The sequence below is a fragment of the Pseudoalteromonas sp. ASV78 genome (genome assembly GCF_047806705.1).
GTDB lineage: Bacteria > Pseudomonadota > Gammaproteobacteria > Enterobacterales > Alteromonadaceae > Pseudoalteromonas > Pseudoalteromonas prydzensis_A.
Genome location: NZ_JBLOPA010000001.1, coordinates 2,877,254 through 2,904,231, shown reverse-complemented (window position 1 = coordinate 2,904,231; position 26,978 = coordinate 2,877,254). Strand labels below are relative to the sequence as shown.

Below are 26,978 nucleotides of genomic sequence, written 5' to 3'. Positions count from 1 at the left end.
GTTAAAAAGAGCGAAACAAACATCAATGAAACTTAACTTCTAAACATTTCGTTAATCAAGCGTTAACACTATGCTCGATGATAGATAGCAGATTGCAGTCGCTCATCTACTGACAACAAAATCATACACAGGTGTGGAGAAAATAATGAAAGCAAGTAACACACAATTGGCTTTGGCCATTGCAGCAGCGCTAGCAAGTACCTCAACATTCGCAGCCACCGATACTGAAAAATTACAACAGCAACTGGATGAGCTACAAAAAGAAGTCGCTACGCTGAAGAAGTCTAGCGGCTTTAATTTAGAGTTTGGTGGTCGCGTTCAGCTTGACTACAACTATTTCAATGGCGCATATAACGCCGATAACAATGGCGATGCAGGTAGCGATTTCTTTCCGCGTCGTATCCGTACTTATGTTGAAAGTGAGCATGGTAACTGGGATCACAAGTTACTGCTTGAGTTTGCTGAAGGCACAGCAGAAATCGTGATGGCGCGAGTTCGTTATAACTTCGAGAATGGTCTAAAAATTAAAGCGGGTAAAATCCGTGAGGATATCACCTTAAACGGCTTAACCAGCTCTAAGCATACCAATACTATTGAGCGCAGTACGCTAGCCAATACTTTTTCGCCGTTCTTCCGTTGGGGGGTGTCGGCGTCTCAATACTTGAAAGACAGTGGGTTGCGTTATGCCGTTGGTGTTTATAAAAATGATGCCTTTGGTGCGACTGGTCATGACGAAGATGATCAACTAACACTAGCAGCTACGGGGCGTGTTACTTGGTCAAAAACAGCTCCTGGCGATGTGCTCCACTTAGGTGCCTGGCATTCATACCGTGATATGGGCGGTAACGAGCTAGGTGCGCGTTTTGCGCGTGGCGAAATACGTGAAGCCAACGTACGTCTTGTTGATTATGCGGTGGGTGGTAATGCCGTGGCATTAGATAGCTTGTCGCAAAGCGGTCTTGAGTTTGCGTATCAAGCCGATGCATTAACGCTAGAAGCAGAATACGCTAGCCGCACGCTCGATGCTGTTAATGGCGCCGACCCGCTTGATGGCGAGCGTTATGATGGTTTTCATGTTTCAGCGAGCTACTTTTTAGGTGGTGAGCAACGTCAATACAAAGCCGGTTCAGCCTTATTTGTACAGCCTAAAGGCATTAAAGATGCGTGGGAGCTTGTGGCACGAGTATCACAAATGGATGCAACAAGTAGCACCCAAGGCACCGAAGTAACAACCTACACCTTAGGTAGCAATTATTATTTAACCAGCAAAATCAAATTTATGGGTAACCTGATCTACAGCGATGTAGAGGGCCCAGGCGCAACTGCGTTAGTGGGTGATGAAGATTCAGGTATGGGCTTTAGTGCGCGTATGCAGTATTTATTTTAGGAGTAAATTGATATGAACTTAGTTAAAAAATCATTTAAATCTTTTAAAACTACAGTACTAGCTGCATCGCTAGTACTAAGCAGCCCATTTGCCATGGCTGACATTCACTTTTTAGTACCAGGCGGCCCTGGTGGCGGCTGGGACACCACAGCGCGTGGTGTTGGCGAGGGCTTAGTGAAATCAGGTATTGAGGACAATGCGTCATTTCAAAACATGTCGGGTGGCGGTGGCGGTCGTGCGATTGCTTATTTAATTGAGTCGGGTACCAAGAAAGGTGACATTTTAATGGTTAACTCAACACCTATCGTGTTGCGGGCATTAACCGGTAAAATCCCTTACAGCTACCGTGATCTAACCCCTGTTGCCAGCATGATAGCCGATTATGGTGCATTTGTGGTGCGTAATGATTCACCGTTTAAAAGCTGGCAAGATGTGATCGCAGCAATGAAAGCAGATCCAAGCTCTGTAAAAGTAGCGGGTGGCTCGGCACGTGGCAGCATGGATCACTTAGTTGCAGCGCAAGCAGTTAAAGCAGCGGGTATTGATGGTCGTCGTCTGCGCTATATTCCTTATGATGCAGGCGGTAAAGCAAAAGCGGGCTTGTTATCTGGTGAAGTTAACCTACTTTCAACAGGGCTAAGTGAAGCGCTAGAAGTTGCCAATGGTGGTCAAGCACGCATTTTAGCTGTGACCTCTGGAGAGGCACTCCCAGATTACCCACAAATACCAACGTTGAAGTCACTTGGTTATGACATGGAGTTTGTAAATTGGCGTGGCTTTTTCGCCGCACCTAATTTACCAGCCGACAAACTTGCAGAATACACCGAAAAGCTACGTAAACTACAAACCACCCCAGAGTGGGAAGTGGTCCGCGCACGTAATGGTTGGTTAAATTTATTCCAAGAAAAAGATCAATTTATAAAGTCACTTGAGCAGCAAGAAGCACAGCTTAAAGTTGTTATGGAAGAACTCGGCTTTATTCGTACGTTACGTTAATCGAGGCTTTTATGTTGAATCGCGAACTACTAGGGCCAAGTTTATTCTTGGCGCTATTTACCCTCTACGCCATCGTTGCATGGCAGATTCCGTTACTCCCATTTGAAGAGTATGAAACAGTGACCTCTGCTACTTTACCTAAGGTATATGCAGCATTTGGTATTATTGTTTGCTTACTTTCAATTGGGGCTACGTTACTTAAACCAACAGAAAAAACAGCTGCAGATGATGTACTTGAAAAATCAAATGTACTAAGAACATTTGGCTTGCTGATATTGATGGTGGTTTATAGCGCAGCGCTTGAGCCAATTGGCTTTTTAATATCAACCAGTGTGTTTTTATTAGTTGGCTTTTTTGTTATGGGAGAGCGTCGCAAGAAGATTTTATTGTTGGCTTCTATTCCTGTTGCTGTGGTGTTTTGGTTTTTAATGACCCAAGTACTCGGTATTTATTTGGTTCCTGGCAACCTGTGGAGTTAAGTTATGTTTGATGGAATTATGCTGGGTTTGTCGACCGTACTCGACTGGAACAATTTGTTATATGTGATTGTCGGTTGTTTTGTTGGTACCTTTATCGGCATGCTACCGGGCCTTGGTCCTATTACAGCAATCGCTTTAATGATCCCCATTACTTATAGCATCGGTGCCGATTCTGGCATGATCTTAATGGCTGGTGTTTATTACGGTGCGATTTTTGGTGGTTCAACATCATCTATATTGATCAATGCCCCAGGGGTTGCAGGCACGGTTGCCTCTTCCTTTGATGGCTACCCGCTGGCTAAGCAAGGTCATGCTGGTAAAGCTCTGGCGATTGCAGCTTATTCCTCCTTTATCGGCGGAACAGTTGGCGCTATTTTATTGATGGTTGCTGCGCCTTTGTTGGCAAAAGTATCACTGAGTTTTCAATCTCCTGATTATGTAGTACTGATGTTTTTAGGCTTAACAGCGATTGCTGCTTTTTCGAATAAAGGCCAGTTTTTAAAAGCCATGATGATGACAGTGTTCGGCTTAATGCTAGCCACTGTCGGTATTGATCCATCATCAGGCACAGAGCGATTTACCTTTGGCCAAGCGGATTTACTTGATGGTATTAGTTTCTTATTAGTGGCAATGGCAACCTTTGCATTAGCAGAGGCGCTAATCAACGTGGTGCGCCCAGAGAAAAAAGAAATCAAGAGCATCAATGATTCAGACACCCCACAAATAGGCTCAACTAAATTGACCAAGGCAGAAATAAAAGAGATGGCACCTACAGTAGGCCGTTCATCAATTCTTGGTTTTATCATCGGCGTATTACCTGGTGCGGGCGCAACTATTGCCAGCTTCATGGCGTATGCTACAGAGCGTAATTTAGCGCCTAAAGCGTTAAAAGATAAATTTGGTAAAGGATCATTACGTGGTTTAGCAGCGCCAGAGTCAGCTAATAACGCTGCCTGTACTGGCTCGTTTGTACCATTGTTAACTTTGGGTATCCCGGGTTCTGGCACTACCGCCATTATGTTAGGCGCGCTAATTGCCTATGGCATTCAGCCAGGGCCAATGTTAATGCAAGAAAACCCCAGTGTATTTTGGTCTGTTATTGTTAGTATGTATTTTGGTAACATCGTATTACTTATTTTAAACCTACCCTTGATACCGTATTTTGCAAAAGTATTGGCGATGCCAAAATCAGTATTAACCATTATGATTTTGTTCTTCAGCTTAATTGGCGTGTATTTAGTCTCTTTTAATACTTTTGATTTATTTATGATGGTTGGTTTTGCTGTGGTGGCGCTGGTATTACGATTGCTGGCTTTCCCAATGGCACCTTTACTACTAGGCTTTATTTTAGGCGATATGATCGAGCGTAACTTCCGCCGTTCAATGATGATCTCTGATGGTTCATTAAGTTTCTTATGGGAACGCCCACTAACATTGAGTATTTTTGTTATCTCATTATTAGTGTTGTTATTTCCATTAAAAGACTTTATAACTCAGCGCCGTGCCGATAAAGCCGCAGTTAAAGCGAAGCAAGAGCATGCGTAATTGAGCTTAAAGCTGAGGTAACTAATGATTGACACTAAGAAGCAAAATCCGTTGCAAAACATAGTTAAAAAGCCCAAGCGTTTAGAAACGCGGTTAATAATTTGGGTGACGGGGCTATGTGTATTACAAGCAGTGTTATTTGGCGGCTTGGTGTATCAAATTACTGTGCAAAGTTTGCATAATCACATTGGTGATAAAGCACTTGCTGTGGCAACCAGTATCGCATCAAGCGATGATGTTGTTAAAGCCTTAAAAAACCCCAGTAACTTGGTGGCAATTAACCAAGAAATAGAAAATCTGCGTCAGCTTACTGGCGCAGATTTTATTGTTATTGGCGATCAAAATGCCCATCGAATTGTTCATCCCGATAGCAATAAACTGGGTAAACGAATGGTTGGCGGTGATAGTCAAGCCGCGCTGCGAGGTGAGCGTTATATCTCAGTGGCACAGGGGAGTTTAGGTGAATCCATTCGCGGTAAAGTGCCAGTTTATGATGAACAACAAAATATTATTGGTTTAGTTTCGGTGGGCTTTTTAGTGCAATCGATTGAGCCGTTGATCCGTGCGCGGATTGTTGAAATTATGATTTGGGGTTTGCTGTTAGTTGTTTTGAGTATTATAGCCGCTATTTTTATTGGTCAGCGAGTACGAAATGCTATTTTTGGTTTGCAACCCGATGAAATTGCGAGGTTGTTTTCAGAGCAAGACGCTATTTTAAATACCATGCGCAGTGGTGTTATTGCACTTGATCCTGATGGCCGAGTACGCAAACTGACCCAACGCGCCTGCGAAATTTTAGATAAACCGGTTGCCTGTATTAATCAGTCATTAACTCTGAAGGATTTATTGCCTGAACATGCTGAGTTTTTACTGCGCAACCAGCGCCGTAAAATGGTCGGCTTTGAGCTGTTTGCTGCGGATAAACGCTTGGTACTCTCGCGCTTTTCATTGCAAGTACAAGGGCAGGCGGATGGTATTTTACTTACTCTGCGCCCAGCCGATGAGCTGGAATATTTAAGCCAGCAGCTGACCAAAGTGCAAGCATTTGCAGAGCTGTTAAGAGTGCAAACCCATGACTATTCGAACAAACTCAACTTAATTGGCGCACTTATTCAAATGGGCAAAAATGAGCAGGCAATCGAATTAATCGGTCAAGAAAGCCAAGGTTCACAAGCACAAATTCACCATTTGTTAGAGCGTATCCAAGATCCCGTTTTAGCTGGTTTGTTGGTAGGTAAATACCATAAAGCCCGCGAGTTAAACGTGGTATTAGAATTAAATCCAGAAAGTTTACTCGGTGCTATCGCACGTACTGAAATGTTAGAGCGCGTAGTATCAATCTTAGGCAACTTAATCGATAACGCCATTGATGCGGCGATCAGAGCCAGTAAAGAACGAGAACCTCATGTACGAGTCACGGTGGATGAAACGAGTCAAACCTTATTGTTTGATGTCGAAGACAGTGGCTTTGGCTTGGGGAGTGATCACGAGGTGATCTTTACCCCACAATATAGTTCTAAAAGCGGTGCAGAACATGGTATTGGTTTATATTTAGTGAAAACTAACTTAGATTCCTGTGGTGGTAGTTTAGAAATTGGTGAGTCAGATTTAAAAGGCGCGCGATTAAGTGTCTATATCCCAAAATAACAGCCTGTAATGTGGGTAATAAGCAGTGGCCAAGCAAACAACAATAAAAGTAAATGGGCTAACATTGCAACGCTAAAAATGAGTAATAAAAAATGACATATTCAGTAGTGATCATCGAAGATGAGCTCGAAGTTGCACAGCTTCTTGCTCAATACCTGCTTTTACCGAATGGCGTTGCGGGGCATCAAACTGCGCGCCAAAGCTTGCGTCAAAGTCAGTATCAGGTTGTGGGTATTGCAGCAAACCTCAGTACTGCTAGCGCGCTATTACAGGCGATAGAGCCAGATTTGATCTTGCTTGATATTCATCTACCAGATGGCAATGGCCTTGAGTTATTAACCGACTTACGCAGGCGCTCGATTAAAAGTGAAGTGATGCTACTGACCGCTGCCAAAGAAGTCGAAACCCTTGAAAAGGCCATGCAGCTAGGCGCCTGCGACTTTTTGGTTAAACCGCTCATGCTTAATCGACTCGATCAAGCGTTAGCACGTTTTGAGTCACGCCAGCAGTGTTTCTCGGATGCGAATGAAGTGACGCAATCTATGGTAGATACGTTATTTGGCTCAAGCGAGCAAAGTAAAGCACCGGTTAGACTGCCGAAAGGGGTTGATCAGCTTACTTTAAAAAAGATTATTGATGCCTTTAAAGAGCACAAAAAAACGCCTTTTACCGCACAACAAATGGGGGATTTAGTTGGGGTAAGTCGCTCGACGGCTCGCCGCTATCTAGAGTATTTACTAGAGGCAGAGCAAGTCAGTGCCGACCAAAGCTATGGCAGCATAGGTCGGCCAGAACGTTGTTATAAAATGACTTAGTTATTTGGCAAAGCGCTTAAGTTTATCTCCGGCGCTTGACTAACTGGGCGTTCAAACTCGCTATGTAGTTTTGTTGGACCAGTAAAAAAGCCAGTGTTGCGTAAGTAAAATCCGCTACCTTCACTACCACCTTGATAATCCATTCGCGCCTGTTTAGCTGCTGTTGCATCATAGCTAAATATTGCTTTATTAAGCGCATGCCATTGACCTTGAGTATCTCTGAGCCACTGATTACTGTATCGCGCTTTGCGTTCATATTGACCTGCATCAGGGATAAAGTTTTCTAAAAAACTATGCGGTCGTGCTACATAGGTACTGGTGCTTGGGCGTCTAAATGAGGCAATAAACAGCCACTTTGCGGCGATAGGATCATAAAAATAAGCACTGTAATCAGTATGATTAGCAAGGTTTTCAGTCGGGTTTACTTTCAGTAAAAAACGGTAGGTTTGCTCTGCTTGCCAAGGGAATACTAAATAACTTTGCCCGCCAGAACCTTCATTACCAAATTTACCAGTGTATACATTGTTACCTTTCGCTAATTGTTGAATCCTCATTTCCACAGGGATAGCAGCAGGATCATCGGTTTGAAAAGGGCTCCATACTGAAAATAATATCCGGCGCTCAGTGGCAGAGTTTACTTGCATACCAAAGTAACCTTCAGCAAAGCCATTGGCCATAAAATACGAGCCTTGACGATCATAGCCTTGTGGTACCGTGAGTTCTGAATAGAACCATTGATAGTTTTTAGTCGTATCAGGTATGGGGTAGTTTAGATGCACAGAAGGGCCGCGACGACCCCAATAAATATCATCTTTTACATACAAAGGTGCCGCCGAATCTTTATCTAGCGTGACAATAAGCCCTTGAATATCAGCAAAGGTGTCAGCTGTTTTAGCAATACCGGTAAGTTGTAACTGTTGGTAGCCGATTTGATCTGGTAGAAACTCACCAAGCTCGATATCTTGAAATTGCTGATTAGTGAGCGTGATCATCTGGCTTTGTTGATTAAAATCGACTTTAAGTTGGCTGCGATCGCCAGTAACTTTTACCCGCAACTTTAAATTAAAAGCAGCTGTTGTTGGCAGATAAAAGTAGTGATTGACTAATACTGTAGAGCCTTGCCAGTGCGTAATGCCAAGGTCGCTAATTAGTTTTTTATTTGCTGCAATGCTATGGCTAGTGGCACTATTACCATAACTGGGAATAAAGTAATCCGTGGTTTGGTTTGCCGCTGCAAATGGCGAAAATGAAGTCCATATTAATGAACTAATAAATAGTAAAACTCTCATAGTGAGCTCCATAAAAAAGCGCCGACAAACGGCGCTAATATAAATTGCTATGCTTAAAATGATGCAGAAAAGCCTAGGCTAATCGAGCGACCATAGCGTGCTAAGCGACGAATTTGCTCTTCCGTTTTGACATAGGACCACTGTCTTTCATTGGTTAAGTTGGTTACGCTTAAATCAACGCGCACTTTTTCTGTGATATTGTAACTGGCACTGAAGTCGTATTGGCCGTAGTCTGCCGCCCATTCTGGGCCGCCCCAAGCATCAGGATAGACTAAGTAATCGTCGCGCCAGTTATAAGCAATACGGGTTTGATAATCACCTTTTTCATAATAAATAACCGCGTTATACGAGTGTTCAGACATCCCCACAAATGGCAGATCATTGAGTTCTTCATCGTCATAACTGCTGTCTGTGAAAGTATAGTTTATTTGTACACCCAGGCCATCAAATGGTGCTGGCAGTATTTCGTCAAAAGACTGTTGATAAGCTGTTTCAAAGCCTAAAATGGTTGCGCCTTTTTCCGATGTTGGTGAAATTTTCGTAAAAATAGGACCTTCTACTGCGACCCCATCTTTAAAGTAATTACCCACTTGTGCAGTGCCTACTCGTCCGCGCGCTATCACAGATTCAATGTCTTTATAGTAAGCAGCAAATGTTAGCGCACCATAGTCTGAGAAATACCATTCGATGGTTGTATCTATTTGATTGGCTCTCAGTGGTTTAATCCCTGGGTTTGAGGCATGGTATTCGGCATTATTAAAATCTAAATAACTATACGGTGATAAGTAGCCAAGATTTGGGCGTGTGATTACTTTAGCTGCACTAAAACGATAGAGTAAGTCATCACGCAAATTTAATTTAAAGTTTAAACTTGGTAGTACGTCGGTGTAGCTCTCTTCTGTGGTCGAGCGGGTATAGTAATCTTCAATTTCGCCATCAACACGGTAGCTTAGTACGCCATCTTTTTCGGTTACATTGTAGCGCACGTTATCAACATCAAACGTATAGCCATCAGAAGAAACATCAGTTTGGATCACCCTTACGCCCATGTTAAGCGCAAAAGGCAGCTTGCCTAAATCACCTTGCAAATTCGTTTCAATAAAAGCGGCTAAGGTTTGCTCTGTCAGGGCAAATGAATCATTAGGACTGTTTTTTGCGACAATTTTGTCTTGCGCTGCTTGCGCGTTTATTGACTCATAAAATGCATACAGTTTATCGTAATCAAAACTTGCCCATGGATCTGGGTGTTTACCCGGTTCACCGTCTAAGAAATTATCAAAGTTTGCTGGTACGAGTACATCCGCAGGTAAGCGAAATAAGTTTAAGCCGCCAAGTTCTTCAACACTTGAGTCGTCAAAACTGTCGTATTCTGAGTTTTTAAAATAAGCGCCACCATTACTGAACATGGACGCATTTTTAGATTTAAATACGCTACGCTCTTTGGTTTGTTTGCCGTAGTGTAGGCCAAACTGCACATCTTTCACGAGTTCAAAAGAGGGGATGTAAGTTGCTGCTAAACGTATTTCTTCGATTTTATCTTTCACATCGGTGCCGTAGTTGTAGCTGTAATGCGCACCAAAAGGTTGCTCGGCACTCAGTGCTGGGGTCATGGTCACATCTGGCAGCATGTTGCTACCGGTTTGGTCGATTGTGATGCCATCAACAAAGCCACGGGCCACAATAAAACGATTATTACCATTGCTGACATTTTTAGCTTGTGATTGTGAAATATCCAAATCAAATGTTAGGCTTTCTGTTGCATACCAAACGGTATTAAAACCCCATTGCCAGGTATCTGTATTGCGAGGTACAGACACATTTAACAACTCAGCCATGGCGCCATCAACTAGTTCTACATAATTAGCGTTACCGTCTTCATTGAACTTTACTTCCCCGATAGCGGGGATCCCCGGCGTCCAAGATTCATCATAGGTTACAAATGAAATTTGATATTGCTCACCATTGGTTTCGTATTGTGAGTACATGCTGTCAAAGTTAACATCCACACTGTCTGACGGGCGCCATTGCAATGCTAAACTTGCACCAAGTCGCTCCCGCGTATCTTGCCAATTTGAATAACGTACGTAGCCTGGAATAACTGACGGGTATGATTGCTCATTATCTTCAAGGGTGCCGTTCCCGTTACTGTCGATGGGGATGCGCACATCAACATTCTCGTCTGGATCATAAAAACCTTCACCTTCATAAGAGTCTGCTCGTTGTGTTCGCTCAGAATAAACGGCAGTGAAGAGCGCGCCAAAAGTATCATCCAAAAAGGTGTCGCTAATTAAAAACGAAGCTTGTGGGTTAATGTCGCCAGTGCGTTCTTCATAAATGCCTTTAGCGCTGCCTGATAAGGTAAAGCCATCTAAATCCAAAGGTTTGCGGGTTTTGATATTGATAACTGAGCCAATGCCGCCTTCTTGTGTTTTACTTTGTGGAGATTTGTATACTTCGAGGGATTGCACTATTTCGGGGGCGATTAAATCAAAATTAAAGTTCCGGCTAGAATGCTCTGATGCCATACGCCGGCCATTAACTGTGGTGACGTTGTAGTCACCCCCTAAACCGCGCACGGTAACATTTTGCCCCTCGCCACCGTTACGGGTAATGGCAATCCCTGTCATGCGTTGCAATGCCTCGGCAATGTTCTGATCTGGGAATTTACCAATATCTTCCGCAACGATAGCATCCATAACCCCCACAGCTTGTTGCTTTAAATACAGGGACTCTTTAATACTCGAGCGAACACCTCTGACTTCGATTACTTCGACTTGCTCTGCTTCGGCTTCTTTTGTTGTTTTTTTGTCTTCTTCAGCAGCCAGTGCAGTGCCATTGAAGATGGTACTCATGGACAAAAACAGGGTGGACAGTTTTAGTTGTGCTTTCATAATAGTTACCTGTATTTTACTTGTTGATGGTTGTTTTTTTATTGAGTTATTGCCACGCGTGTTGAGTGTATTTTTCTCCAACACGCGTGAGGTTAATTACGAAATAATGCCAAGTGGTTTTGCTTGCTGCCAAAGACCACGGGTGAAATCAGGGAAGTCTTTGCTGTTACTGCGATCGGCAACAGAATCAACAGAAAGCGGAAATACAGCCGACCACGCGGCAGCGTCATACACATCTTGATCAAGTGGTTCGCCATTGCGTAGGCAAAAAATAATCCGCCAAAACATCAAAAAGTCCATGCCGCCATGGCCGCCGTTACGTTCAGCCTCCGCGCCCATTTTTTGCCATAGCGGGTGATCGTATTTGTTATACCAATCAGTCATGTCGTAATCCCATTCGTGGTAGCTTTTACTGCCACCTTGCTCAAGGGCAATACGGTTAGGGAAACCTGCAAACACACCGTTAGTACCTTGAATTAAGTTATGACGAGAATAAGGGCGTGGAGTGGTGGTATCGTGTTGCACCATAATGCTGCGACCTTTCACCGTTTTAATGATGCTGGTATTCATGTCGCCAGCAATGTAGTTCAACTTGTTGCGACTATGATCTGCGGGGAATTCTTTTTTAGCGTACGCTGCACGCCCTAATGACGGTGAGCTCATTGACGTTATGTAGTCAAACCGATCGCCACGATTGATATTCATATATTGTGAAACAGGGCCTAAGCCATGCGTTGGGTATAAATTACCATCAACCGCCGCGTGCCAAGGTGTACGCCAAGAGCCGGTTTTATGGTCAATTTCTTTCATTTGCCAGCGTAATTCATGGATATATGCGGCTTCACCGTGCAGTAATTCACCAAAAATACCTTGGCGAACCATATTCAACACCATTAGTTCATCACGGCCATAACAGACATTTTCCAACATCATGCAGTTCTTTTGGGTGCGCTCAGAAGTGTTGACTAGTTGCCATGCTTCTTCAACTGTCACTGCTGCAGGCACTTCAACAAAAGCATGCTTACCACTTTCCATGGTATCCACGGCCATTGGTGTATGCCATTTCCATGGTGTTGAAATTATTACAATATCAATATCTTGGCGTTCTAGCATACGGCGATAATCATAGTCGTTTTTGCCGTAGGTATCGGGTTTTTTAAAACCTTTATCGACAACAATCTTCACCGCCCTGTCTACAACGGCCTGATGAGTATCACAAATTGCTTTGATTTCAACGCCATCTAAATGACAAAAATGCTTAACAGCACCAACACCACGCTCACCCACGCCAATAAAGCCGACTCTGACTACAGCCATTTTAGGTACGGTTAAGCCAAGTGTTGAACGCCCTTGGGTTGCTGTTTTTAGCATCGAGTTGGCATTGGTTGTGGAGGTACATCCTAACGCTGCGCTGGTTGCTGCAATTGCGGCCATAGATTGAAGAAATCGTCTGCGGTTTAGATCGCCCATGATAGTGCCCTTATGTGTTGATTATTTGTAAATTTGTTTTCACAGGCTTTTATTTGTACACGCAAGGAAATAGCAATGCAAGATAAAAATCTTTCATTTGCTTTCATTTGTTTCTGTGTTTAATTATTTATATATTTTAAATTGTTTTATTTCAATTGGTTATTTATCTATTTGGCGATTTGAGGTGAAATGTAAAAAAATTGAATTGAAAGTAAACGAAAGCTGCGTACAATGAATGAAAGTTAATTATGAAAGAGAGCGGGCATGCTTAACACTATCGAAAGACGACATGAAATTGTGCAATTGGTTTTCAAGCAAGAGCGTGTACAGGTTCCTGAGCTTGCTCAGTTGTTTGGTGTTTCAACGGTGACAATCCGGAACGACTTAAATGAGTTGGATGAAAAGGGCTTGTTGGTACGCTCCCGTGGTGGAGCTGTTGCCAGTAATCGGCTAACTCAAGAATTGTCATTAAAAGAAAAACACGATGCCAATCGCGGTATTAAAGAGCGTTTAGGTAAATTTGCCGCAAGCTTAATTAAAGATGGTGAATCGATCATTTTAGATTCTGGCACTACGACAGAAGAAGTCGCTAAAAACTTAACCAATCATCATGGTGTTGTGGTGATGACCAATGGCTTGAATGTCGCGCATTCGTTACTCAATGCTTCCTCTGTTGAAGTGCTAATGACGGGGGGCACTTTACGTAAAAAGTCACTGTCTTTTTATGGTCGTCAAGCCGAACAACATTTGCAGCAATATCACTTTGATAAGTTGATTTTAGGCGTTGATGGTTTTGAGAAAGATATTGGCATTACTACGCATTTTGAGCTTGAAGCCTTGTTAAATCGAGTGATGTGCGAAGTGTCACGAGAGATCATTGTTGTCACCGATTCGAGTAAATTTAATCGTAAAGGGGTACATAAAATTATTTCTGCCAGTGAAGTAAATACAGTAGTGACGGACAGCGGCATTCCAGCCGATATTAAAACCGCCCTCGAAAATGCCGGTGTTCAGCTACACATAATTGACCTTTAATTTTCCATAGTAATTATACAAAGATTAACCAATATAGAGGCTTGCAATGACGATATTACAGCAATTAATCGCAGCGAATAAACGCGGCGAAAAACAGGGGATCTATGCCGTTTGTTCGGCTCATCCATTGGTGCTAGAAGCTGCCATATTGCAAGCCAAACAAGACAATAGTTATTTATTAATCGAAGCAACCGCTAATCAGGTCAATCAGTTTGGTGGTTATACGGGTATGTTGCCTGCGGATTTTATGGCATTTATTGAGCAGCTTGCGACAAAGCAAGAATTTGCGGTTGATAAGTTGATCCTTGGTGGTGACCATTTAGGTCCCGTGTGCTGGTGTGATGAGGACGCAGAACCTGCGATGCAAAAGGCTGAGCAGTTGATCGCCAGTTATGTCGGCGCAGGATTCAAAAAAATTCATTTAGATACCAGTATGCGCTGCGCCGATGATGAGCTTATTTTAGCCGATGAAACAGTTGCAACGCGTGCGGCGCAGCTGTGTGCGGTGGCTGAAAAAACCGCATTAGCTAGGTTTGGTCACAGTGACTTAGTTTATGTTGTTGGTACCGAAGTACCGCCACCAGGTGGTGCCGATGAGCATATTGATACGCTTGCAGTCACAGAAACTGAGCATGTTGCAAGTACATTGGCGCTGCATCACGAAGCATTTTTACAGCTAGGCTTATCAGCTGCTTGGCAGCGCGTAGTTGGTTTAGTTGTGCAGCCTGGTGTGGAATTCGATAATACCCAAGTATTTGATTACGATAGCAGTAAAGCGCAGCAGTTAAAGCAATATATAAAGACCGTTGATGGCATTGCCTTTGAAGCACACTCCACCGATTACCAAACGCCCATCGCGTATCAACAATTAGTGAATGACCACTTTGCGATTTTAAAAGTGGGCCCAGAGCTTACCTTTGCTCTGCGTGAAGCATTATTTGCATTAAGCCATATTGAAGATGCGTTGTTAGACACCGAGCAATGTTCACATTTACGTACCGTTATTGATGCTGATATGCAGCAATTTCCGAAAAATTGGCAGCGTTTTTATCAGGTTGATAAATCAGTGCAACAGCTCTATCGTCGCTTTAGTTTTAGTGATCGCATTCGTTATTACTGGGGGCAACAAGGCAATCAAGCTGCCGTTGACAAGTTATTTAGTAACTTACAAAAACAACCAATCCCACTGCCGCTACTAAGTCAATATATGCCATTGCAGTACTTAGCTGTACGTAATAATGGTTTAGAAAACAGCCCCAAATCTTTGGTACTTCATCACATCATGCAAGTAACCAGTCGCTACGCAGATGCGTGTTTCAAACAACAATAGACGTAAGTGAGGTAGTAATGTCTAGTTATTTAGCAATTGATGAAACCCTTTTAGAAGCTAAAAATAGTTTATGGACTGCAAAAGAAATTATGCAGCAGCCCGATTGTTGGCGAGCAACACTGGCGATAGTCAAAGCAGCACGAACCCAGCTAGATAGTTGGCTTGCGGGTGTATTAGATAAGCCAAATGCGCAAATTATTTTTACCGGTGCCGGTACTTCTGCGTATGTTGGAGAGGCGCTGGTTGGTTACTTAAATCAACAATTGGATATTACCTGTCGAAGTGTTAGTAGCACAGAGCTTGTTGCCTGCCCAGAGCAGTATTTACAGCCAAACAGGCCAACTTTATTAGTGTCGTTTGCACGCTCGGGTAATAGCCCTGAAAGTGTTGCCGCTGTTGATGTAGTTAATAACTATGTGACGCATTGCGCCCATTTGTTTATTACCTGTAACCGAGATGGCGCGCTGAATCAGCAAGCAGCACAGCATGAAAATTGCTTTTCGCTATTAATGCCAGCGCAAACGCTCGATCAAAGCTTTGCAATGACCAGTAGTTTTACTTCGATGCTGATCGCAAGTGTTGCAGTGTTTAGTGATGCGGATGACGCTATTTTAAGCATTGCAGAGACGGTGGAAAAAAATATCCCTGCTAAATTGGCTGAACTAAAAGCATTGGCTGAACTGCCTATGCATCGTTTGGTGTATTTAGGTGCAGGATCGTTAAAGGGTTATGCACAAGAATCAGCGTTAAAATTATTGGAATTAAGTGCGGGCCAAGTTATGGGATATTTTGAATCGCCACTTGGGTTTCGTCACGGCCCCAAATCATTGGTTGATGATAAAACCTTAATTGTTTTATTTGGCTCAACTAATAACTATACCAAGCAGTACGATAGTGATTTGTTGAATGAGTTACGTAGCGATAATAAGGCTATTGATGTGCATGCCTTAGCGCTTCCAGATGACGCGCTGATGCAGCAATTAGACGATGTATTTAATGGCTTATATTATATGCTGTGCGCGCAAATCATCTCTTTTTATAAAGCATGGCAATTGGGCATTACGGTTGATAATCCGTGCCCAACCGGAGAGGTCAACCGGGTAGTGCAAGGGGTGACAATTTACCCGCTTAAGCAAGGTGATATTAATGACTAAGCAGTATATTTATGGCATTGATATTGGTGGCAGCAAAATTGAACTGGCGGTGTTTGACGCCACCTTAAAGCAGCTTGAATCATCGCGTATCGCGACCCCACAAAATAGTTATCAAGATTTTTTAACTGCGCTAGTGGAGATGATTGTAAGTGCAGATCATAAATACCAGTGTTGCGGTGCGGTGGGGATTGGTATGCCTGGCATCGTCAATGCAAACCAACAAGTACTGTCGGCTAACGTGCCTCACGCAACAGGTAAAAATGCCGCGCAAGATTTAGCTAAGTTAATAAATCGCCCGGTTACAATTGAAAACGATTGCCGTTGTTTTGCCCTCTCTGAAGCGCGCAGCAGCGTTGGCTTGCAGCATACCCGAGTGTTCGGTGCAATTCTTGGTACAGGTGCCGGTGGTGGGCTATGCATTGACGGTAAATTGTATAAAAGCGCTCAAGGAATTGCCGGTGAATATGGCCACTATGCACTGTCTGCCGTGTTGCAGCAAAAGTATCAGTTGCCTATTTTAAAGTGCGGCTGTGGTTTAACTGGCTGTGTTGAAAGTTATATCGCAGGTCCAGGCTTAGCAAGAATTTACCAGCATTTTTCTGGCGAAGCATTAACTACTTTTGAGATTGTTGAGGGGCTCAGAAAAGGCGATGTATTTTGCCAACAAAGCTTTGCCTGTTATTTGGATTTAATTGGCAGTACGTTTGCGGCAATTATTATGGCTTATGATCCTGAAGTGATCGTGGTTGGTGGTGGTATGTCGTTGGTGAGCGAGTTAATGGATAAGCTTGAGGAAGCAATAACACCGTACGTTTTTACAGGTATTCGGGTGCCGAAAATAGTGCTCGCTGAATTTGGCGACGCCAGTGGTGCGCGCGGCGCCGCTATTTTAGCAAAACAGCAAGTTGGGGGATTGTCATGAGTGAGTCAGCATTTTATGTCAAGGCGGCTGCGATTTATTGCCAAGATCGCGTGCTCAAGGAGCACGTAATGCTGGTAGAAAAGGGCCGCATCAGTGCTTTTACCCAAACCCCGCAAGCTGATCTGCCTATTTATGATTATGGCGATGCTGCAATTATTCCCGGCTTAATTGATTTACATATTCATGGTCGCGAAGGCTGTGATGTGATTGATTGTAAAATGAGTAGTATCGAAACTATCTCTTGCTCACTTGCAGAGCATGGCGTAACGGGTTTTTTAGCAACGACAGTGACCACCGATTGGCAACAAACACTTAATGCTATGAGTGTAATTGGTCAGGCATATGTACAACAACCCAGCGGTGCGCAGGTGCTTGGTGGTTATAGTGAGGGGTTGTTTTTCAGTGAAGTTCACAAAGGCGCGCACAATCAAGATTACTTTTTAGAGCTATCACAGTCGCATTTAGAAGCGATGATTAATGCAGCCAATGGCAGCTTAAAAGTGGTTGCGTTGGCGCCAGAAAAGCCCAGAGCCAATGCGTTAATCAAGTTTCTTACCGAGCAAGGTATTAGAGTGATGTTGGGGCATTGTGATGCCAATTATGAACAAACTCAAAGCGCGCTTGAGCATGGCGCATGTGGTGGGGTGCATGTTTTTAATGGCATGCGTGGCATTCATCATCGCGACCCTGGTTGTGCTGGTGCGGTATTAATGAATGATGACGCACTGGTTGAAGTGATTGCCGATGGCGTGCATCTTCACCCTGCGATTTTACAGTTAATTTATAAGCTAAAAGGCCCGCAAAAAATTGCTCTGATCAGTGATTGTATTAATGCTGGTGGTCTAAATGATGGTCAATATAAGCTGGGAAAAATGGATGTGTTTGTTGAAAATGGGGTCGCGAGAACAGCCTCGGGCTCTTTAGCTGGCAGTACATTAACCCTTGAACTGGCCGTAAAAAACATGCACCAACTAGGCAGTGTTGCGTTACTTGAAGCCATCAATATGGCCAGTATTGTACCCGCGCAATTTTTAAATATTGCAGATCAAGTAGGCTCTTTAGCAACCACTAAACACGCAAACTTTGCTATTTTAGATAGCAATTTTACTATTCAAGCGACCTATGTAAAAGGTCAAAGGTGCTTTTTGAGAACCGCTAATAATGGCTAAAGTGTTCAGTCACTAGCGTTAAAGACCATAGAAAGTAAAATATTATAAAATTGATTGCATTTTAAGCGACATGTATGGTGATGTTCGCTATAAGTAATGCTATACTCCCGCCGAATAATTTTTCGACTTTATTAAGAGTAAAATAATGGCAGATTTATCGAAGTACAGAAACATTGGTATTTTCGCGCACGTTGATGCGGGTAAAACCACGACTACTGAGCGTATCCTAAAGCTTACTGGTCAAATCCATAAAACTGGTGAGGTTCATGATGGTGAATCAACAACTGACTTCATGGAACAAGAAGCTGAGCGCGGTATTACTATCCAGTCTGCGGCTGTAAGCTGTTTCTGGAAAGATCACCGTTTTAACGTTATCGATACTCCTGGACACGTTGACTTCACAGTTGAAGTATACCGTTCATTAAAAGTACTTGATGGCGGCATCGGTGTATTCTGTGGTTCTGGTGGTGTTGAGCCACAATCAGAAACTAACTGGCGTTATGCTAACGATTCAGAAGTTGCGCGTGTTATTTTCGTAAATAAATTAGACCGTATGGGTGCTGATTTTTACCGTGTAACAGAGCAAGTACGTAAAGTACTTGGCGCAAATCCACTAATCATGACGTTACCAATCGGTATCGAAGATGAGTTCTGTGGTGTTGTTGATGTTTTAACTAAAAAAGCATACATCTGGGATGATTCAGGTCTTCCAGAGAACTACACAATTGAAGATGTTCCAGCAGACATGGTAGACAAAGTTGATGAATACTATGAAATGCTTGTTGAAACTGCTGTAGAGCAAGACGACGAACTACTTGAAGCGTATATGGAAGGTGAAGCACCTTCTCTTGAAGATCTTAAGCGTTGTATCCGTAAAGGTACTCGTGATCTTGCTTTCTTCCCTACATACTGTGGTTCTGCTTTCAAGAACAAAGGTATGCAATTGGTACTTGACGCTGTTGTTGATTACTTGCCATCTCCTACAGAAGTTGATCCTCAACCGCTTATGGATGAAGAAGGTAACGAAAACGGCGAGTTTGCAGTTGTATCTGTAGATGAACCATTTAAAGCGTTAGCGTTCAAAATCATGGATGACCGCTTTGGTGCATTAACGTTCGTACGTATTTACTCAGGTAAACTTAACAAGGGTGACACTATCCTTAACGCGTTTACAGGTAAAACTGAGCGTGTTGGCCGTATGGTTGAGATGCAAGCAAACGATCGTAACGAATTAACTAGCGCACAAGCTGGTGACATCATTGCAATCGTAGGTATGAAAAACGTGCAAACTGGTCACACTCTATGTGATCCTAAGCACCCAGTAACACTTGAGCCAATGGTATTCCCAACTCCAGTAATCTCGATTGCTGTACAGCCTAAAGATAAGGGCGGTAATGAGAAAATGGGTGTTGCTATCGGTAAAATGGTTGCAGAAGATCCATCTTTCCAAGTTGAGACTGATGAAGATTCAGGCGAAACTATCCTTAAAGGTATGGGTGAGCTGCACTTAGATATCAAAGTAGATATCCTTAAACGTACTTACGGCGTAGACCTTATTGTTGGTCAACCACAGGTTGCTTACCGTGAAACTATCACTAAAGAAGTTGAAGATAGCTACACGCATAAGAAACAATCTGGTGGTTCTGGTCAGTTCGGTAAAATCGACTACCGCATCAAGCCAGGCGAAGTTGCTTCAGGCTTCACGTTTAAATCATCAGTTGTTGGTGGTAACGTACCGAAAGAATTCTGGCCTGCAGTTGAGAAAGGCTTTAAGTCAATGATGACTCAAGGTGTTCTAGCTGGTTTCCCAGTACTTGACGTTGAAGTTGAGCTTATCGACGGTGGCTTCCATGCCGTGGATTCATCTGCAATCGCATTCGAAATCGCTGCTAAAGGCGCTTTCCGCCAATCGATCCCTAAAGCGGGCGCACAACTTCTTGAGCCAATCATGAAAGTTGACGTGTTCACGCCAGAAGATCACGTTGGTGATGTAATCGGTGACCTTAACCGTCGTCGTGGTATGTTGAGCAACCAAGAAGCTGGTTTAACAGGCGTTCGTATTAAAGCTGACGTGCCGTTATCAGAAATGTTCGGTTACATCGGTTCATTACGTACAATGACATCAGGTCGTGGTCAGTTCTCTATGGAGTTCTCACACTACGCACCATGTCCACAAAACGTAGCTGAAACTGTAATCGCTGCAGAAAAAGAGAAGAAAGCTGCTAAGTAATTAGCCTTTCAGCTCTTAAAAAAACCCGCACTTGTTGCGGGTTTTTTGTTGCTATAATATAAACTAATATCACAGAAGCAGGCTCGTTTAATTGTCTTGTTACGATGATTTACCCCTTCGCGATGTCGTCATTGCGCATCCACTACGTCTTACTCACTAGCAAATGGCTAATTATTTATTACTTGCTGCTAAAATTACAGTTGTTAGTAAATGTTAACTTAAAGATTTATTATTCAGAAAATAAAACTAATCGTTTATGACTAGGGAAAAAGTAGTGCAAATACTTGAATGAGAGTAGCTAAAACGGGTATGATAGCAGTTCGTGGCCATCTGTATGGTCCTATCGGAGAAACGGAAGTCTCTCGCAGAAAGAGACATATACATGTACTTTTTAGGACGTTTATATGAATGCAATTAAATTGAGCCCAAATTGGTTGTTACAATTAGTGATAATACTAATTGTTGCCATGGTGACTTTTTCAGTAACACTCATCTTTACAGTTAATCAAACTGTTTTAGCTTTAACGGTCACTGTGATTATATTTATGATCTCCATTCTAAATATAATTAATCTACGGTTTTTGCACTGTTATAAAGCGGGGATTTATTATTCTCAAGGACTAGGTAAGAAATATATCAACGCAGACGAAATAGTTGATATTCAGTTTCATTCATTAAAATTATTGACCATGCTCGTAGTAACATTAGAAAATCAAAAGGTAGTTCGCTTTTATAATTGGCAGTTTGATGCCCAAACTCAGCAGTCGATTAAGTGTTGGTATAGAAAAAACAAAAGTAGTTGTAATAAGTTACAGCAAACACCTTGTAATGCATAAAAAGAAGGCCGCTGTTTAGCGGCCTTTTTCTATTTTACTACTATGCTTTTTTACGGCGTAACAGGGTTAGCGGTAATGCTAATAATGTTAGCCAAAACAGTGAACCAGAATCATCATCTTCGTCGTCTGATTGATCATTATCGATATTAATATAGACAAGTTGTGCATCTGATAAGTTACCAGCACTGTCTTTAGCTTGTACCATTAATGTGATTTTTCTTTCAAATTCAAAATCTAAATCGCCCGCCACAATTAACTGTCCTTGTTGGTTAATAGTGATGGCATTATGTCCTTGGACTATAAATTCAACAACTGGCGTGTACTCAGCGTCGGCATCGGTGAATTCCAATTGACCAATAACAGTACCGATAGCGCTATTTTCTAACACGTTGAAGCTTTGCTCTGGCGTTAGTACAGGTGCTTGTGGCTCTGGAATAGGTTGCTCAGGAGTCGCAGATTTTATATCAACAATAACAGGATCATGATCCGAGGCTCTATATGCATCGCTTGCATATAAACTTACTTGTTGTGCAGCTGATTTAAACTCAACATTATAGTCTAAGCTGATTGGCTCATCGGCATTGATATGCCAGTCTGTTGCAGCCACTACTTTGGTTAGCAAGCTTGGGCTAGCTACGGCATGATCTAGGCTACCCAGTCGACCAGAGAAGCTATATGAATAGCCAAGGGTATTGCCGTCTAATTCTGCAACAACATTTTTAAACCCTTTATCAGCAAACGCGCGGATTGGATCTTCCATGGCGTAGGCGTTCATATCTCCGACTAAAATGATATCTTCATCACCGACACCTGTAGGTTTAGTGTTTAGCCAGTCTGCGTAAGCATTGGCACCGGCCACCCGAATTTCATTCCAACATGCTTGGCCATCGCCTAAGTCAGCATTGTTGCCATCGGCGCTGCCGCAGCTGCCTTTTGATTTTAAGTGCGCGACTGCAACTGTAAACACTTCATCAGTCGTTAATGACTTAAAGCTTTGCGCAATAGGTGCACGGTTACTGTAATCAAACGGTGCTTGCGTAGTAATTACTGCGTTACCTACTTCGGCTACTTTATTAGCACGGTAGATTAATGCCGTAGTGATTTGGTCAGTACCAATTTGGTTTACGTTAAAATCAACAAATGCGTAGTTATTTACAGCATCTTCGTCATTAAGCGCATTTACTAAGCTGGCAATCGCGCTAAACTCGTCAAAGCCATCATTTTCGATTTCCATTAAACCGATAACATCAGCTTCTAATGCAACAATTGCACTGACAATTTTTGCTTGTTGGCGAATAAATTCAGCTTCACTGTCTGCACCACGGCTGGTTGGGAAGCCTGCACCTTGACCATCACCGTTAAAGTAGTTTAGAACGTTAAAGCTAGCGATACGTAAGTCAGCATCAGCATGAAGTTCTGGTGCCTCAGTACGCGGGTTAGTTGCAACAAAAGTTGGTTGTACGGTTGGGTGAATACGATAGCGATCAAAGCTGTATCCTAGAACACCAGTAACGGTATTTACAGTATCGCCTAGGCGCAGCGTATTGTATGCATCTAAGCCAGTGCCTGGGTAAGCGATTGGATCAAGATTCTGCTTTGTTGAGCCATCATCAAGTAAGATTTGTTTTTTACTGTTTTCGGCTTCTACGGCATTAGCAGCATCACCTGGGAGCGCAATTTGCGTACCTTGATATAAGCGCTCTGTTGCTAGATCAACTTCACCGTAACGACCTAGGCCATAGTTATTGGTAACAACAAGAGGCTGTTCTAAAGTAATTAGCATGCCTTCATAGGCTTCTAAATCAGCGACATCGGTAACAGGCAATGATATTTTAGTTGCTGTGGTTGCCAGGCCTGTAGCACAGACTTCAACTTGGCTGACATCGCCAATTTGGGTGGCATTAAAGTACTCTGCGACACTGCCTTTAACGCGTACGTGGTCACCTACATTGACATCGGTATCAGCAAAGTACACAAAGACCCCTTCAGAAGTAAGTGGGTTTGTATCAATATCTGCATCAAGTGATGTAATAAAGAAGCCACTTAATTGCTCTGCGCCTTGAAAATCAGCAGTTACAATGCCTTCCAGCTCAACTTCAGTATTCAATAATGGACTATCACCACCTTCACCTTGAATTGCGTTGATAAGGGTTTTCGCTGCGCCACATTCAAGTGGTGTAACCGGTTCTGGTTCCGGCTCTGGCTCAGGTTGATTGTTTTCACCATGGAAGCCTAAGCCCGAAAAGTCATCTTGATCGAATTGCAGCCATTCTTCACTTGGATTGAAAGGAGCATCAGGAGTTGTACGACCAACAAGTACACTTTCTTTACGGCGTAACGTTTGGTTTTGTGTTTGAACACCGCCTTCAGACCAATAAGAACCAGGATCTGTGCCACGTTGACCAAAACTATCAATAACGGTTTCGCCTTGCATAAGGACTAATGCATCATCACCATTAAAGTAAGTTACTGTGCTTTCAATATCACCTTTTGCTTTTAGTTCATCATTAGAACCAGCGTTTATAATGACATATGTAGCATTGGCGGCAAGTGTTCCTGATAAATCAATTTTATTACCAACACTCGTATTACCATTTGAATATAAACCTAAAGTATACCCATCAAGTGTAATATCAGAGCTGGAAGTATTATAAAGCTCTATGGCTTTATTATTAGAACTGCCTTCAACATATTCTGAAATTATTAAATTAGCGGAGGCTGGTGCACTGAGGCTTGCAATAACAAGCGCCAATGGCGTTATTTTTGTATTAAACATTATTATTTTTCCCGTGTATTGTGTCCCGAATGGGACAGTCAGTGTAAGGAAAATTTATGACAAATAAAATACAAAAAGTTAATGAAATGAAAATAAAAAGAGCGCCTTAGCACTCTTTTTTCAATTATAGTGAAACTATTACTTTTTAAGCAATTGAGCGGCTTGTTTAGCGAAGTAAGTCAAAATACCATCGGCGCCTGCACGCTTAAATGCGAGTAGTGATTCCATAATCGTGGCTTCTTCAGCGAGCCAGCCATTATCAATCGCCGCTTTATGCATGGCGTATTCACCGCTGACTTGGTAAGCAAACGTTGGCACTCCAAACTCGTCTTTAACCCGACGGACGATATCTAAATACGGCATGCCTGGTTTTACCATCACCATGTCGGCACCTTCTTGTAAGTCTAAGGCTACTTCACGCAATGCTTCATCAGAGTTAGCTGGATCCATTTGGTAGGTTTTTTTATCCGCGCCTTTTAGATTTCCTGCTGAGCCAATCGCATCTCGAAACGGGCCATAGTAGCTAGAGGCGTATTTAGCCGAGTAAGCCATGATACGAGTATGAACAAAGCCATCAGCTTCAAGGGCTTCGCGAATTGCACCAATGCGGCCATCCATCATATCGGAAGGCGCAATAACGTCTGCGCCAGCCTCTGCGTGAGAGAGTGCTTGTTTTACTAGAATCTCAGTAGTGACATCATTAATCACATAACCGTGTTCATCAATAATGCCGTCTTGCCCATGTGTAGTGAAGGGATCAAGCGCACCATCAGTAATCACCCCCAACTCAGGGAAGGCTTCTTTGAGGGCGCGGACAGTTCGTTGTACCAAACCATCTTTGTTATAAGCTTCTTCGGCAAGTAATGACTTTTTGTCGCTTGGTGTTACTGGAAAAAGTGCCAGCGCAGGAATGCCTAAGTCGACCAGCTCTTTCGCTTCAAGTAATAGTAAATCAATTGATAAGCGCTCGATACCCGGCATTGATTCAATCGCTTCACGACGATTGTTGCCTTCAAGTACAAATACTGGATAAATTAAGTCATTTACAGTGAGCTGGTTTTCAGCCATCAAACGGCGAGAGAAATCACTGCGGCGCATGCGGCGCATACGAGTATAAGGGAAAAGGTCGAGACCTGATTGGGCCATTATTTGCTCCTAGTCTAAAATTGGAAAGCTAACTACACGATTACGGCCACTTTGTTTGGCATGATAAAGTGCTTTGTCGGCGCAGTCTGTGAATAATCCTGGGTTATTAATGTCTTCAGCAATGGCGCTATACACACCAGCACTAATAGTAAACTTAATCTCAGTATTTGCTATAGCAATCGTAGCATCTAAGATTTCTTGACGTATTTGCTCTGCTAATTCAATGGCACCGCTGAGCACTGTATTGGGCAATAAAACTACAAATTCTTCCCCCCCATAACGTGCCACTTCGTCGAGTGGGCGCTTTAGGCGGTTTTTTATAATGTCAGCTACCGCACGAATCGTTTGGTCGCCAATTAAGTGCCCGTAAGTATCGTTAATACTTTTAAAGTGATCAATATCGAGCATTATTATACTCAAAGGAGTTTGCTCTCTGCGTGAGCGACGTAAGTCCATGACTAGCTTTTTATCAAAGTAGCGACGATTTTTGATTTTTGTTAGTGGATCTTCCATATTAATTTGCTCAAGCGCGCGGTTTTTTTCTTCAAGCTCGCGTAAGGTAACTTGTAGCTCAAAGGTACGCTCTTCAATATTCGCTTCGAGGTCTGATCTCGCTTGTTCTTGTAGCGCTAAACGCTCTTGTAGTAATGCATCATGGGCTTCACTTTGAGCTATTTTACTTTGTTGGGCTGCGACTTGCGCGTCACGTTCGATTAAAAAATGTTTTATGGTGGCAAAGCTTAGACTGAGTGAGCAAATTAAAAAACTAAAGAATACAAACGGTAAGCCACGGGTATTAAAATCATAAATATCAAACACGACAATTATCAAGTAAAGCTGCGTGGCAAAGAATATCAACGCGCCACATAAAAGTGCATTGAGAGGCTGGGTTTGCTGCTGCCGAATATCGATCCCTAACGCAGTTATATGCAATAGCATAATAATCAGAGGCACAAACAGACAGTAACTCAGCATGATATTGGTCGGCAGTAACCAAATAAAAAATAGGCTGATAAACAGTAACCTGTTACTCCATGTATGTAAGGGTTGCAGCAATGTTTTTACCGGCCGGCGCAACTGTTCAAATAATGGTTTGAATAAGCAAGTTGCCAGTATCAGCATGCTTGGCACTGCCAGTTGTTGCAGCATCGGTAAAGAGGGGTGGAAATAGCGATAGCCAAAGCCATATAAATAAATTAATAATAACCATAAGGTGATTAAAATTGTGCCGCACAGAGCAAAGTAACGTTTTCTAGAAAAACTAAACATGACTAAGCTTGTGATTGCCAAAGATAAAATAAATCCGACTAGCAAGCCATACAGTAAATTAAATTTACTTTTATCTTTTAAATACTCGTCATGCTGCCAAAGGCTCAATGGTACTCTGACACCATCTAAACTTTCAACACGCAGCAGTAATGTTGAATTACTGCTTGGTGGTAGCGTGAGTTTTACTAGTAATGATTCGGTTGCAATTTGTCGGTTTTTCAGTGGCAGTGCATCACCAATTTCTTTAACTAATAACGTGTTCTGCTTAAAGTAGTGGTATACCGCGACCTTATCTAATAATGGATTATCAATAGATAATAAAACCGCTAAGTCTGCATCTTCAGTATTAACCAGTTGTAGACGCAACCATACAGCTTGGCTCGTTAAGCCTAAATTGAGCGCTTGCTCTGTGGGTTGTTGCCACTGCTGCTTTGCGCCTAGCTTAGCTTGTTCGGGTGTTAAGGGCTGCAGGGAATAATGAAAAGGAATATCTTGTAAGTGTTTGAAGTGTTTATCTAAGACAATATGAGTGGCATGGGACGTAAATGAAATCAATAGCAAGCTAAATAGCAGCAACCAAACACGCTTCATT

The 26,978-nt window shown here is 42.7% G+C and carries 19 protein-coding genes; 13 read left to right on the top strand and 6 right to left on the bottom strand.

Features of this window, described 5'->3' with window-relative positions:
• Nucleotides 1–145 precede the first annotated feature (145 nt).
• From ACMVDV_RS13020 to ACMVDV_RS12995, 6 genes are all read left to right on the top strand, one after another.
• Nucleotides 146–1,387: an OprO/OprP family phosphate-selective porin gene (locus ACMVDV_RS13020; RefSeq protein ID WP_416158390.1), complete on the top strand. Its 1,242-nt coding sequence runs from the start codon at nt 146–148 to the stop codon at nt 1,385–1,387.
• 12 nt (nt 1,388–1,399) lie between these two features.
• Nucleotides 1,400–2,383, top strand: coding sequence for a Bug family tripartite tricarboxylate transporter substrate binding protein (locus tag ACMVDV_RS13015; protein ID WP_416158389.1), 984 nt, complete (start codon nt 1,400–1,402; stop codon nt 2,381–2,383).
• An 11-nt stretch (nt 2,384–2,394) separates the two neighbouring features.
• On the top strand, nt 2,395–2,862 hold the full coding sequence (locus ACMVDV_RS13010; RefSeq protein ID WP_416158388.1) for a tripartite tricarboxylate transporter TctB family protein: 468 nt from the start codon (nt 2,395–2,397) through the stop codon (nt 2,860–2,862).
• 3 nt (nt 2,863–2,865) lie between these two features.
• Entirely contained in the window at nt 2,866–4,407 is a 1,542-nt protein-coding gene (locus ACMVDV_RS13005) for a tripartite tricarboxylate transporter permease (protein WP_416158387.1), read from the top strand.
• A gap of 24 nt (nt 4,408–4,431) precedes the next feature.
• Nucleotides 4,432–6,054, top strand: a complete 1,623-nt coding sequence (locus ACMVDV_RS13000; RefSeq protein ID WP_416158386.1) for an ATP-binding protein — start codon at nt 4,432–4,434, stop codon at nt 6,052–6,054.
• A gap of 92 nt (nt 6,055–6,146) precedes the next feature.
• Complete coding sequence (locus ACMVDV_RS12995; protein WP_416158385.1) at nt 6,147–6,869, top strand: response regulator; 723 nt, start codon at nt 6,147–6,149, stop codon at nt 6,867–6,869.
• Here the strand turns inward: ACMVDV_RS12995 and ACMVDV_RS12990 are convergent.
• The 3 genes from ACMVDV_RS12990 to ACMVDV_RS12980 all read right to left on the bottom strand — a co-directional run bounded on the left by ACMVDV_RS12990 (nt 6,866) and on the right by ACMVDV_RS12980 (nt 12,519).
• Complete coding sequence (locus ACMVDV_RS12990) at nt 6,866–8,158, bottom strand: DUF3472 domain-containing protein (RefSeq protein ID WP_416158384.1); 1,293 nt, start codon at nt 8,156–8,158, stop codon at nt 6,866–6,868. The genes ACMVDV_RS12995 and ACMVDV_RS12990 overlap by 4 nt on opposite strands.
• Before the next feature lie 53 nt (nt 8,159–8,211).
• Nucleotides 8,212–11,049, bottom strand: coding sequence for a TonB-dependent receptor (locus ACMVDV_RS12985; protein WP_416158383.1), 2,838 nt, complete (start codon nt 11,047–11,049; stop codon nt 8,212–8,214).
• Nucleotides 11,050–11,145: 96 nt separating this feature from the next.
• Nucleotides 11,146–12,519: a Gfo/Idh/MocA family protein gene (locus ACMVDV_RS12980; RefSeq protein ID WP_416158382.1), complete on the bottom strand. Its 1,374-nt coding sequence runs from the start codon at nt 12,517–12,519 to the stop codon at nt 11,146–11,148.
• 264 nt (nt 12,520–12,783) lie between these two features.
• On the opposite strand from ACMVDV_RS12980, the gene agaR reads away from it, so the two are divergent.
• From agaR to ACMVDV_RS12945, 7 genes are all read left to right on the top strand, one after another.
• Nucleotides 12,784–13,554, top strand: a complete 771-nt coding sequence (gene agaR, locus ACMVDV_RS12975; RefSeq protein WP_064666770.1) for a transcriptional repressor AgaR — start codon at nt 12,784–12,786, stop codon at nt 13,552–13,554.
• Between the two features lie 46 nt (nt 13,555–13,600).
• Complete coding sequence (locus ACMVDV_RS12970) at nt 13,601–14,884, top strand: D-tagatose-bisphosphate aldolase, class II, non-catalytic subunit (RefSeq protein ID WP_416158381.1); 1,284 nt, start codon at nt 13,601–13,603, stop codon at nt 14,882–14,884.
• 17 nt (nt 14,885–14,901) lie between these two features.
• Nucleotides 14,902–16,038 carry an SIS domain-containing protein gene (locus ACMVDV_RS12965; protein ID WP_416158380.1) on the top strand — a complete coding sequence of 379 codons (1,137 nt, stop codon included), beginning with the start codon at nt 14,902–14,904 and terminating at the stop codon, nt 16,036–16,038.
• Nucleotides 16,031–16,960 carry an ROK family protein gene (locus ACMVDV_RS12960; protein ID WP_416158379.1) on the top strand — a complete coding sequence of 310 codons (930 nt, stop codon included), beginning with the start codon at nt 16,031–16,033 and terminating at the stop codon, nt 16,958–16,960. Before ACMVDV_RS12965 ends, ACMVDV_RS12960 begins: the two co-directional genes overlap by 8 nt.
• Nucleotides 16,957–18,129 (top strand): N-acetylglucosamine-6-phosphate deacetylase, encoded by a 1,173-nt coding sequence (gene nagA / locus ACMVDV_RS12955; RefSeq protein ID WP_416158378.1) that lies wholly within the window; start codon nt 16,957–16,959, stop codon nt 18,127–18,129. The genes ACMVDV_RS12960 and nagA overlap by 4 nt, the downstream gene beginning before the upstream one ends.
• A gap of 145 nt (nt 18,130–18,274) precedes the next feature.
• On the top strand, nt 18,275–20,359 hold the full coding sequence (gene fusA, locus ACMVDV_RS12950) for an elongation factor G (RefSeq protein ID WP_182757892.1): 2,085 nt from the start codon (nt 18,275–18,277) through the stop codon (nt 20,357–20,359).
• 404 nt (nt 20,360–20,763) lie between these two features.
• On the top strand, nt 20,764–21,195 hold the full coding sequence (locus tag ACMVDV_RS12945) for a hypothetical protein (RefSeq protein ID WP_416158377.1): 432 nt from the start codon (nt 20,764–20,766) through the stop codon (nt 21,193–21,195).
• A gap of 40 nt (nt 21,196–21,235) precedes the next feature.
• On the opposite strand, the gene ACMVDV_RS12940 is transcribed toward ACMVDV_RS12945, so the two are convergent.
• From ACMVDV_RS12940 to ACMVDV_RS12930, 3 genes are all read right to left on the bottom strand, one after another.
• A complete protein-coding gene (locus ACMVDV_RS12940; protein WP_416158376.1) occupies nt 21,236–23,971 on the bottom strand; it encodes an ExeM/NucH family extracellular endonuclease in 2,736 nt (911 codons plus the stop codon).
• A 138-nt stretch (nt 23,972–24,109) separates the two neighbouring features.
• Complete coding sequence (hemB, locus tag ACMVDV_RS12935) at nt 24,110–25,117, bottom strand: porphobilinogen synthase (RefSeq protein ID WP_416158375.1); 1,008 nt, start codon at nt 25,115–25,117, stop codon at nt 24,110–24,112.
• Nucleotides 25,118–25,126: 9 nt separating this feature from the next.
• A complete protein-coding gene (locus ACMVDV_RS12930; RefSeq protein WP_416158374.1) occupies nt 25,127–26,977 on the bottom strand; it encodes a diguanylate cyclase in 1,851 nt (616 codons plus the stop codon).
• Nucleotide 26,978 lies beyond the last annotated feature (1 nt).